Source organism: Solibacillus sp. FSL R5-0449 (genome assembly GCF_037975215.1).
GTDB lineage: Bacteria > Bacillota > Bacilli > Bacillales_A > Planococcaceae > Solibacillus.
Genome location: NZ_CP150239.1, coordinates 577755 through 590215, shown reverse-complemented (window position 1 = coordinate 590215; position 12461 = coordinate 577755). Strand labels below are relative to the sequence as shown.

General features: G+C 37.4%; 7 protein-coding genes and 1 pseudogene. 2 read left to right on the top strand and 6 right to left on the bottom strand.

Annotation, left to right across the window (positions count from 1 at the left end; all coding sequences use genetic code 11):
• Window positions 1-11 precede the first annotated feature (11 nt).
• The 6 genes and pseudogenes from MKY27_RS02940 to MKY27_RS02915 all read right to left on the bottom strand — a co-directional run bounded on the left by MKY27_RS02940 (window position 12) and on the right by MKY27_RS02915 (window position 7708).
• Entirely contained in the window at window positions 12-152 is a 141-nt protein-coding gene (locus MKY27_RS02940; RefSeq protein WP_339197561.1) for a hypothetical protein, read from the bottom strand.
• A gap of 494 nt (window positions 153-646) precedes the next feature.
• Window positions 647-849: pseudogene (locus MKY27_RS02935) on the bottom strand (transposase); the annotation flags it as partial.
• A 520-nt stretch (window positions 850-1369) separates the two neighbouring features.
• Entirely contained in the window at window positions 1370-3949 is a 2580-nt protein-coding gene (locus MKY27_RS02930) for an S-layer homology domain-containing protein (RefSeq protein WP_339197559.1), read from the bottom strand.
• A gap of 693 nt (window positions 3950-4642) precedes the next feature.
• Entirely contained in the window at window positions 4643-5365 is a 723-nt protein-coding gene (locus MKY27_RS02925) for a WecB/TagA/CpsF family glycosyltransferase (protein WP_339197556.1), read from the bottom strand.
• 211 nt (window positions 5366-5576) lie between these two features.
• A complete protein-coding gene (locus MKY27_RS02920) occupies window positions 5577-6845 on the bottom strand; it encodes a nucleotide sugar dehydrogenase (RefSeq protein ID WP_339197554.1) in 1269 nt (422 codons plus the stop codon).
• 383 nt (window positions 6846-7228) lie between these two features.
• The gene (locus tag MKY27_RS02915; RefSeq protein ID WP_339197551.1) at window positions 7229-7708 is read right to left on the bottom strand and encodes an IDEAL domain-containing protein; all 480 of its coding nucleotides are present in this window, start codon (window positions 7706-7708) and stop codon (window positions 7229-7231) included.
• Between the two features lie 315 nt (window positions 7709-8023).
• Between MKY27_RS02915 and MKY27_RS02910 the strand changes: the two genes are divergently transcribed.
• A complete protein-coding gene (locus MKY27_RS02910) occupies window positions 8024-9598 on the top strand; it encodes an SWIM zinc finger family protein (RefSeq protein WP_339197549.1) in 1575 nt (524 codons plus the stop codon).
• A 53-nt stretch (window positions 9599-9651) separates the two neighbouring features.
• On the top strand, window positions 9652-12405 hold the full coding sequence (locus tag MKY27_RS02905) for a DEAD/DEAH box helicase (protein ID WP_339197546.1): 2754 nt from the start codon (window positions 9652-9654) through the stop codon (window positions 12403-12405).
• The last annotated feature ends 56 nt before the right edge of the window (window positions 12406-12461 follow it).

The following is a 12461-nucleotide window of genomic DNA, read 5'->3' as shown; positions in this document are numbered from 1 at the left end:
TTTTTTACACTTTACGCTAAGATACCCTTTTCCTTTTTTTCTTTAAAGCTACCGGCAACTTTTTTTCGATAATTAACGCCATCCATATGTACAACTTCCAGTCTGCCCAGTAAATGGTCTAGAGTAGCCGTTGTAATACCTTTGTTTCCCATCGATTCCCTCCATTACTTTGGGTTCTTATTTGAAGTTAAAATAACCCGTAGTTTTTACCTATAAATTAATAATATTCTGAAACAATAAATTAGCTTCAAGTTGGTCCATTACCTATATAAATTATATCGTTAAAAATAATCAAATCTTCACTTTATATTGGCTTAAGGTGATTTGAGATTTATGGGTATATTCTTCTATTTTAAGGCGATAAAGCAACTCACCCTTTGTCACAAAATGAAGCATGAACCCTTTATAAATTACTTCTCATTCATGTCTTATGACTAAAAATATTTTACCTAACGCAAACGGCAGGTAGTGATTTAAAAGAGCAAAATTATAATGTCAAACCACTGTAATTCCTCTAAAAGTGTTGACTGTCTTTATTTGATTACTGCACCTCTAGATCAAATTTTGAAAGTGAATTCAACTATTTTTCGATCTCTTTTTTTGGTTCTAAGTCAAATGTTGGGGTGAAATCTTTTCTAAACTTATTTCATCCAACATGACCACCTATATTTTTACACTTTAAATTTAATAAAATCTTTGCTTTAAAGTGATGGAAATGTCTGATTCCATAAGCCTCCCGTTTCATCACTTTTGTTTTATTATTAATGCTTTCTAAAAAGCCATTAGAATAGCCAAATGAAAAACTGTTTAGGATTTCTGTTTGCCAATTCAAAAGGTCAGGATGTGACGCTTGAATACTAGTATTCCAAATTATTCAACTTGCTTATAAAATTAGAATAATTCCTCTTTAATCTTCCTTAGATTCGTTTTAACGACGGATTTTGTAAGAATTTACTACCCTACGATTTTTAATGCTTAATCTTTTGAATGCGACAGTCGTGCTCTTTCGTTGTCCGTTGTTCCCATGCGGGACATTGATGCACACGAAGCGGCATTTCAAACGAAATCGTCATACCCATCTCCAACTCTTGTAATATCTACACCTTTTAATCTTGGAATATTCATGTTAAAATTCATACAGCACAAATCACCTTTCTATTGCTTGTTTCTCGACAATTCAAGTATATAAAAAAGTGTGATTTTGTGCTTTTTTATTATGAAATTGTTTGAATATCTAAATGATAATTATAGAACCAGAATACATTAACAGCGCATAAAAAAGCTGCTACTCTAATCATTAGATATCCCTAACAATTAGAGTGCAGCTCTATTCAAAAATCAATAAATTTAATTCGAATACTAAAGATTATTAGTTAGTAGAAATTAGTCTAACTGCACCATTAGTTACATTATACTCAAAATTATAAGTTTTACCTTTATAAGAAATTGAGAATGTATTATTAGGTGTAGCAGATAACTTTGTACCATAGAAGTATACATTTAAAACTTTGTTATCAGCTGTTGGACTTACTGATGTTGTTCCACCATTAAAGCCAGTAACAATGATTTCATTTGTAGAAACAGCTTCACTAAATGTTAATGTAACAGAATCGACTGTTGTCGTAACATTATTTACAACATTTGCATTAACAGTAAATGTTGGAGTAGCTGCGCCAGAAATAAATTCAATTGATTTACTGATTGATGTTAATCCAGATAAACCAGAGTTTGTAGGTGTTGCAGTTACAGTTACTTCTGAAGGATTAACTGTTGTTAATTGAATTGCTGTATTAACAGAGCCATCTAATAAAATTGTTGAAATTTCTTTTGTTTCAAATGCTGGGATTACAACAGTTCTAGCTTGACCTGATACTACATTTGTTGTCGCTGGTACTGTTACTGTAACTGGTGTAGACCCTGCACGAACTGTAAATGTAACCGGTGTATTTCTTAATTCCGATGGTGTGCCAACTGGTGATGTATAAGAACGTGGCTTACCATTTTGATCAGATAACTGATAAGTGAAGTTAACATCGTTTCCTTGACCAGCTTTTGTGATTTCATTACCTTCTGAATCAGTAACTTTTAATGCACTTGTATATTCATTTGAATATACAGAACGGAAGTAAGTAATTTCACCAGTTTTAGAAATTTTATTATCAGTTAAAGAATCCCCAATAAATGCTACAGGTGTTGCATAACCATTTAATAAACCTGTTACAGTAAATTTAGCCTTACCATCTTTATCTGTTTTTACTGTTACGTAACCGCTATCTGATGTAACAGTTTGTGCCGTTTTATTTGCATATACAACTACATCCGTTGGAGTTGAAGTACCAGTATTTTTACTGAATCCTACTTTAACTTCTGTATTCGGTAATACTTTACCCGCTTTATCTTTTAAAGTAACTACGTAATCACGACCACCAATTTCAGATGTTGAAGTTAAAGTTGATGGAGTGGAAACACGGTAAGCAGATTCTTGTTTACCTTCTGCTTGAATTGTTAAGTCATATAAAGCTTCTGCAGTAAATTTAGCTGTTGTACCTTGTGCTTGTAAAGCTGACGCACTATACTTTTTAGCAGTTGATACTGGAGACTTACGAGTACCACCAGAAGCATAAACTACAGGTGTAACAGATGCATCTGTTCCTGTAATTACAATATTAGCTTTACCATTTTCATCTAATGTAACAAGTGCTACATTATGTCCGCCAGTTGTGAACTCATATAAAGATTCTACTTTATTAGTTGCAATACCGCCAACGAAACCGCCTAAACCTAACACTTTAGCATTAACAGCTTTATCAGGTGTAACATTTAAATTTTCCTTAAACGTTACATAATACTGAGCATTTTCTTCACCAGTAATTTGATAAACTTTTTGCTCACCATTAGCTAATTCAGTTTTTTCAGTTACGTCTTTAATAGCTACTGATTGATTCCAGTAAACTACGCCAGTTGTTCTTACTGTAGATTTAACAGATGAATATGCTACTACTGTATCTTCAAATGATTTTGAATATTCACGAGTATAAGTATAAGTAGCGAATCCTTCAGCATCAGTCAGAACTTCTTCTTTAATTTGTGGAGTTAATAGTTGGTCATTACCTGGATCGATAGTAATAGTTACTGGAATATTAGCTGCAGATTCCCCAGCTTTTGTAGTAACTTTAACTTTTAATGTAACAAATTCACCATCATTTGATTGAACTGATCTTTCCACTAACTCTAATTTTTCTGGTACTACTTCAGAAGCTTCATTTGATGGAGCTTTACCGAAGTCAGTGTTTGCTGTTTTGTATAAGAAAGTAGCAAATTGACCACGAGTAGTGTTTCCTTTTGGATTGAAGTTAGATACTGCTGGGTTTGTAATATCAAAGAAGTCTAATACAGCGATTGCAGAACGAGCTTCTGCTTTTGCTTGGTTAGTATCTTTTACATCACCAGTGAAATCTTGATCAGCAACGAATTCTTCTAAGCTAAGGTCTTTTAAAGTGTTAACCATACGCACTAAAGTTAATGCCATGTTTTCACGAGTGATTAAATCACCTGGTAATAAGTTACCGTGAGAACCTACGAAAACGCCTGCTTCTTTAACTACTGAAGCATATTTTAATAACTCTTCGTTAGAAGTTGTTTTTAAGTCAGCGAAAGCTGGGCTAGTTTTCCAAGTAGAAGCTGGTGCATAACCTTCTGCTTCTAAGTATTTACCTAATAATTTAACAACGTCAGAACGAGTTAATTCTTTGTTAGGCTTGAAAGTGCCATCTGGGTAACCGTTAATTACGCCAGCATCAACTAATGCGTTGATCGCCTCTTCGTGTGTGTTACCTGAGATGTCAGATAGTGATGCAGCAGATGCAACTGGTACGATTGCAGATGCTACTAATGTAGCTGTCGCAGCTGTTGCTACGAATTTTGTGTATTTCTTTGGTTGGTTAGCCATTGAAAAATTTCCTCCTCATAAGTGAAAATAATATTTTAGTTACCCACACGAAAAATGTGCAGAAAAACTAACTACACATAAATTCTATTAGTATACATTTACTATGTCAATCTTTTTTTACCATTTAAACCACATTTAACCTGTTTTGTAAGGCATTAAAGAGATTAATACGTAAATATATTCAGATAACTTAAAATTTCTTTAATTATGACACACATATACTCATAAAGACAACATTTTCTTCACCAATAAATTCCAATTGTTATTTAAATATAACTATAAAATGTGGTAATTAATGGTTTGATTTGAATTTGATAGACAAACAAATGGTTATAAATTGTAATAATACCAATGGTTTAAACATAATTTTAAAGTTACATATATTACTAATGTATTACTTTTGTAATATAATTATTATTTATGTAACCGATTTTTTTCCTACCTGGTTAGTGTATGTATGATACGAATTAATAGAACCGGTTCGCTAAAATTCGACAAAAATAAAAAAAGAAAAAGGCTTTAGCATTTATATGCTAAAGCCTTTTTCTCGGGCTACCAACCGAGTTTTTCCTTGCAGGGAAAAGTTAAAATTTAATATATATCGTAGAGGAAATCTCACTACTGAATTTAGTGTATCATTAACATTACAAATAAACAATCAAATATTACAAAGATTACACTATTTTTTTTCTTTTACTTGTTGTTTTTCGTTCCACGTGCTACTTCCAACAAGAATAATGGCAAGGCGATTTGGCGTTTTATCCGGTGCGGTTCCTTCATTAAACGGTAAAACCATTCCATCCCCACTTTCTGGAAAACTTCTGGTGCTCTTTTCACATTGCCTGCCAATACATCAAAAGAACCACCTACCCCTTGATAAATTGTCGGGTGAAGCTGATCACGGTTCGCATTAATCCAGTTTTCCTGCTTTGGCGACCCCATCGCAACAAACAGTAAATCCGGTTTCGCTTCATTAATTTTATCTACGACCTTTTGATTATCCTTTTCATAGCCGTCCTGAGTACCGGCAATTTGGATAGATGGGTAAAGTTCTTGTAATTTCTTAGCGGCCTGATCTGCGATTCCCGGCTTCCCGCCATAAAGGAAAATAGGCTTTTTACGCTGAGATGCTTCCTCACATAGACGCAGCATCATATCGACTCCCGTTACACGCGATGTAATTTGACCCTTCTGGATTTTTGAAGCCAAAATTACCCCGATGCCATCCGGAATTTGAAACTCCGCGTTGTTAAGAAGAGTTTTTAGTGCCGGATCTTCTTTTGCTTTAATAATTTTTTCCGGGTTAATAGCTACGATTAACGATTTTTGCTGTTTCTCGATTTGATCAAATACTTTCGGAAGTAATTCATCATAGCTTTCAGTATTTACTTGAATACCGAGTACGGTTTCTTTCATATATGGTCTTCCCTTCTAATATTCCATCAATCAATTACGCCTCGGCGTAATTACGTCCAGATTTTTTTGAGTCCACTCAAAAAACATTCTTTAAAAAATCTGTGATATCCGCCTGGGGCTTATCTTCATTCAACAGGGATTTTGAACGCCTGTTGAATGAAGATAAAAAACAGTAGGCAGTACGTTTAGACGCACTGCCAAATTTACAATATTAGTTCTTCGCATCTCCAAGTAAGTGGAACTGGAAGCCTGCTTTTTCCCATACTTCACGGTTTAGGCAGTTCTTCGTATCGAATACAATTTTGCTTTTCGCGTTTAATGTTGACGGATCCAGCTCTTTAAATTCTTTGTGGTCTGTCAGGAATACTAAAATATCCGCTTGCTCCAATGCTTCCTGCATGCTTTGAGTTTGCGTTTTATGTTTGTTTTGCTTAATGTGTGGGTCATGTGAAACGACCGTTAAGCCTAGTTTCTCCAACTCATCGATCACGATTGTTGATGGGCTTTCACGCATATCATCCACATTTCCTTTAAAAGCTAAACCTAATGCAGCAACTGTTGCGCCTGCAATACCGTTTTTGTTTAAAATTGCCTGTGTTTTTTGTGCTGTGAAGCTTGGCATTGAATCATTCGTTTTACGTGACAAATGAATGATTTGAGCTTGTTCCCCGCCTAGCTCAACTAAGAACCAAGGATCGACTGCGATACAGTGACCGCCTACACCAGGTCCTGGGAAATGGACGTTTACACGGGGGTGATAGTTCGCAAATTTAATCGCTTCCCAAATGTTCACATCTAATTTTTCTGCCATTTTAGCTAATTCGTTTGCAAACGCAATGTTCACGTCACGGTATGTGTTTTCCATTACTTTTACTAATTCAGCTGTTGTTGCATCTGTTAAATGGATTGTCCCTTTTACAAATGTTTCGTACAGTTCTTTTGTAAGCTCTGCTGATTTTTGTGAAATCCCGCCAACAATACGGTCATTGTTAACAAGTTCCTCGAAAATACGCCCTGGAATAACACGTTCCGGAGAATGGGCAACATATAGTTCTGTCCCGATTTCTAGACCAGATTTCACTAATTCAGGAAGCATTATATTTTCCACTGTTTTTGGTGGTACTGTTGATTCCAGAATAACTAAATCGCCTTTTTTCACGAAAGGTACGATTGAAGCTGTTGCTTGACGAACATATTCTAAATTCGCTGTATTGTCCGGATTAATTGGTGATGGTACCGCAACAATATACACGTCCGAAGTGACAGGTGTTGTTGATGCCGTTAAAAGACCTTCATCGACTGCTTTGTTCAGGCGCTCCTGTAAGCCGTTCTCCTCAATATGTAATTGTTTATCCTGAATACTTTTCACAGCTGCTGGATTCACATCAACACCATGTACTTTTACGCCGTGATTTGCGAACATTACTGCCGTTGGTAAACCGATGTATCCTAAGCCAACGACACAGATTGATTTTGTCATGATCGTTTCTCCTTTTACTTTCAAAAAAGCTATATCTCATTGTTTGATTATTGTTTAATTTGTTTCACGCATTTTGCCTGCATTCGTTATCAATTAATTAAATAACTTCATTTAATACAATTTCAAAGTTCCGTTTTATTATAGGACGGAATGGTTGTTCAAATGGTTGCCTGTAAATGCTTGAAAATTAGTCCTGCATTACAGTATACAACTTTCTGCTCGCTCTGTGAAATAGTTTTTCTTTTTCAAGCAGTTTGTTGAAAGCTTTCCTATTAATTTTGCCTTTGAAAGGGATTGTTATACTAATTGATGAGAAATGAACGGTAATAAACAAAAACCCCATTAGCTAAAATCAGCTAACAGGGTTTAGTTTAAATGGGCAATCACGATGCATAGCCTCCAGTTAATCGTTCCTTTTCCGCAATTAAATTGTGGAATAAAGCTTCATCACGTGATTCGAGCGCTTCATCGATGAGACGGGATAAATTGTTTTCTTCTAAAGCACGCACAATCCCTTCCACTTCTTCATCGAATACCGGTGACGTTTCATTTTTCATCGGTGTTACATTTGTTGATACATTTTCAATAATCGGCATTAAATACTCGTGTACATTTGATACGAGTAAAAGCTGATACAGCGGGAGACGTACGAAACGATTGCCGCGCTGGAATACAAAAACTTCCGATAAGTTTTCAACTTGCAGTGAGTTTAAATCAATGATCATTTCTTTCCCTTCAATCGGGATGAAATGAAAGACTTCCTCATCTTTTGTAATGGAAAAGTATTGATAAGCAAAGACTAAGCGTAATTTCGTGCCCGTCATTTTTGTATAAAAAGGCTTCATAAATTGTACTTGAATCATGGGAATTCCTCCTTCACTTATTTTTATTGGCATTTATCCGAGTCATAAGACCTAATTTCATTTATCATATGGATGCAATCGTTCAGGTGTTCTTGAATATTAAATCATTTTCTCTGTTGCTTATAGTTTCCCCACAGTTTCCACATTTCAAACCTTTTAAAAATTGCTATTCGCTTAAAAAATTTATACAATGTCTCTTCATATTACCGATTTGTCCGGATTCGTATTATAATGGAAGGAACGACTTTTTTTCTCCCTTCATGTGATGGGAGTTAAAATTTCCAATGTAATTAACTATTAGGGGGAAAATCCGTTTTGAGTTTATCTTTTTCTGAGATTGCCCATGCACATAAAGATTTTATACAACATACATTACAAGCCTTTGAAGAACAGCTTCTCCCTTCAGCAAATGAAGATGCAGAATTAGTGACACGCGCCATGTTCTCTGTCCGTAATCAGGCAATCAAGCCGCCGCACTATTCAAGATTCAGTCAAATACTCGTTTGCCAGATCCAGGATGTCAATACTGCGGAAGTGACGATTAATTTTCCGGAACAGCAGATTAGCTGCAGCTGCCCTAAAAAGGAGCTGTGCCGACATCAGCTTGCGGTTATTTTAAAGCTGTCACAGTATTTTATTTCACTGCAGCAATGGCTTTCTATTTGGCGTTCTAAAAGATCCATTCCGCTTCAGTCATTGGCATCAGAGCGAAGTCCGGAAAACTGGCAGATGATGGCTGACGAAGTGCTTAATTACGCAATGAAAGGTCCGCAGCCACTGGAGCCTTATACGTTATCCGGGTTAATAGAAAATATCCGTACGAAACTGCAGCGCCATCGCCCTTATGAGCAGGAATGGCAGGAGCTGTTCAACTTGTATATGGATATCGCTGTTTCAAAACATTTCCTGTTACATGCAGCCAAAACGAAAACAGATCTGAGTCATCATTATGTTCAGTTCTTTTTGGAAAATACGTTAAGCCGCATTCAGCGATCGATTGATGCATTAAGTAAAACAACAAGACTGTTCGCAACCGAACCATTTTTTGATGCGATTCAGAAAAATGTCCATGAGATTCTTTTTATAGAAAAAGGCGCAACAGCATTCCGCCTGTCATTGTATTTGCAATTTTGGACAAAACTATTTAATGAACCAAAACGCTTACAAAATGAACTGGCCCTTTTGGAAAAAAGTGATGATAGCAACACAGACATCGAATTGAATGTAGTAAAATCCATTTTTTATATTTTATTAAGTTCACCGTCACAACTGGAACAAGCAGTCGAAATGATGAATGAAGAAAATGTGGAAGGGTTTATCGAAATAGCCCAATATGCCTTACAGAAAAACTTTGTTGATGAGGCAACCGTTATTTTAAAAAAGGCCCTTCCATTTTTACAGACGTTTGTGCAGGATAACTTATTGCCGATACGTCGTCAGAAATTTACGCGTAAGCTCGATCAACTATACGGTCAAATTCAACTAAGCGATAGTGAGGAACTCGCCCTGTACTCTTCTTTTGGGCGTTACGGTATTGAGTCATTTTCAAACTATTTGCTGCGCCAAAATCGTTTGGACGAGTGGATAGCACTGCATCAGCTATATCCTTCATCGATTCCTTATTTGGATCAATGCGGTTTAAAGGACGTTGTCGCACAGTCACCTGAAATTGCGCTCCCTCTTTACCATTTCTATGCGATGGAAGAAATTCAGCAGAAATCACGGCAAAATTACAAACAGGCAGTCCGCATTTGGCGTGCCATGAAATCGGCTTCTAAAAAAGCCGGGAAGCTCGACTATTTTACAGCATATATTGAAGCCGTGCAGCAGCAGTACAAACGTTTGCGTGCACTGCAAGAAGAGATAAATAAAAGCAATTTACTCATCTAGATTATGTATTTTGCTAATAGGAGGTGACATTGCGTTAACTGCGCAACGATACAATGCAATATTTATTTAATACGAAGCTACCCTTTCTACAAGTCTTTCGAATAAAGCTTTCCGAGCTGCGTCCCGGTTACTTCCGCGCTACGGCGTACAATAAAAATGATTTAATTTTACCGACAGCCAATTGGATTCCTTCTTTCTTTTTCAAATTTGAGCAAAGCTTTTACGGGCTGCACAGTTCATTGGAAGAACGTGATTTAATCATATCGGCATCTCATTTACTGGATGTTCTGTCACCTGCAAACCGACATCCGTTTTTGGATTTCGCTGCATATGATGACGAAACCGTGAATCACTTTCAGACAATCCAAACGACTTTGCCGCTATGGAATGACCCAAAGCTTTGGCAGCAGGCAAATGTAACAGAAGAAGGCTTTTCATTTGCCAATGATCTATTACAGCATGCAGTTGAACAAAAACTGATGGATGCTGGACTATCTAAAGAAGATACGCTTGCACTCATTCCGTTTTTCCAAAATGGCGGCTGGCCGATGCAAACTTCCCATGTATTTGATGGTGTAAAGGTGGCACTGCGTTTAAGTGAACCAGAAGAAAATGAGGAGAACTGGTTGTTGGAAACGGTGCTGATCAGTCCGAATGCCGCAAAACATTGGACTCCTGCTTCATCAAAACTGAAATTGCCGATATTGGATGCACTGCCGAAAAAATGGAGTGCGATAGCTAATGACATTGAAGAGCTGCAAAAACAAATAGTTGATTTAATTCAATTAAATGCTGAAAGTGCGCAGTTTATTCATACACAATTCAATGATCAGGAAGTACGTGAATTTTTACGCCTAGAGCTTACTAAATTACAGGCTTTAGGCTTTGATGTAATTTTACCGGCATGGCTGAAAGAGCTTCGCCAATCGAAAATGCGTGTACGTGTCAGCGCCAATAACCAGTCAGCCCGCAGTGTTGCAGGACTTGATGATATTTTGACATTCAAATGGCAGTTCTCGATGAATGGCGAGGAAATCTCCGCTGAAGCCTTCCAGAAACTCGTTGATGAAAAGCGTGAATTTGTGCGTATCGGCACGGAATGGTTCCGTATTGATGCAGAATGGCTCAATGAAATGCGTGCACTGATGGAACAGGCAAAAGAAGAAAATTGGACAGTACGGGATTTACTATTCCGTGAACTGCCTGAAACGTTAACAGCACCCATAGAAGATGATCTGGATGATGATGCCGAGCGCGATGACCCGTTATTTGCGTTTGAGATGCAACAATCCCTGGAGACGTATATCGAACAGCTGCAAAATAAAAAAGGTCTGCCGAAAGTCGCGGTACCTGCAAAGCTTCATGCCGAGCTGCGTCCGTACCAGCAAGAAGGTTTTGAATGGCTTGTTTTCATGCGTGACCAGAAATTCGGAGCCTGTCTGGCAGATGATATGGGACTTGGTAAAACTGTTCAGCTTATTACGTATATGCTCCATACTGTTACAGATCTGCAAATCGATAAACCGACTTTAATCGTGTGTCCGACATCGGTTGTCGGCAACTGGCAAAAGGAACTTGCACGTTTTGCTCCCGATTTGGAGGTTTATACACATTACGGGCCGCGTCGTTTAAAAGGTGATGATTTGACGAGCTTTATCGCAACACAGCGTCCGCATGTTATCCTTTCGACATACGGTACGGTTACTCAGGATGCAGATGACTTACAGCTTATCGACTGGGCAACGGTCGCATTGGATGAGGCACAGAATATAAAAAATATGCAAACATTGCAGTCCCGCGCAATTCGGAAATTAAAAGGCGAACATCATATTGCATTAACAGGAACACCTGTTGAAAACCGTCTTTCCGAGCTATGGGCCATTTTTGATTTTATCCATAAAGGCTATTTAGGAAGCTTCACAAGATTTACGGAAAACTTTATTACACCGATTGAACGTGAAGAGTCGGAATCCCATAAGCGTGTTTTACGTATGAAAATTCGTCCGTTCCTGCTGCGCCGTTCAAAGCGCGATCCCGAGCTTCAGCTGAATTTGCCTGACAAACAGGAATCCCTTGAATTTTGTGCTCTTACTCCTGAGCAGGCGGCACATTATGAAGGGTATATTCAAGATACTTTAGCGACTCTTGAAGAGCTCACTGGCTTCGAGAAAAAGGGACGTATTTTAAAAATGCTGAACAAATTAAAACAGCTGTGCAATCACCCTGCCCTGTTTTTAAAAGAACCTTTTGAAGATGCCAATGCAATGGTTTCCCGTTCTGTAAAGCTAAAGCGCATTATTGAAATGACAAAGGAAATTATCGATAATGGCGAACAATGCTTAATTTTTACACAGTATATCGGAATGGGGAATTTAATTCAGCATTGTTTGACAGAGCTTTATAATGTTGATGTTCCGTTTTTAACAGGAAGTATGCCAAAAAATCAGCGTGACAATTTAGTCGACCAATTCCAGGCAGGCGAATTCCCTGTATTTTTACTGTCGCTTAAAGCTGGCGGAACAGGTCTTAACTTAACAGCAGCTACACATGTGCTCCATGCCGATCGCTGGTGGAATCCGGCAGTCGAAAATCAGGCAACAGACCGGGCATACCGCATCGGACAAACACAATTTGTCCAGGTGCATAAATTTGTAACGATTGGTACGATCGAAGAAAAAATCGATAAAATGATTGCAATGAAATCAGCACTATCCGAAGAATTGATTCAATCAAGTAAATGGTTGACTGAACTTGATGATACAGAACTGATGGATTTACTCGTTCTGGATACGGCCAATATAAAATAATTTGAAAAGAGTCTACTTTTACGCCATGAAGTAGACTCTTTTTTATGCTTACTTCA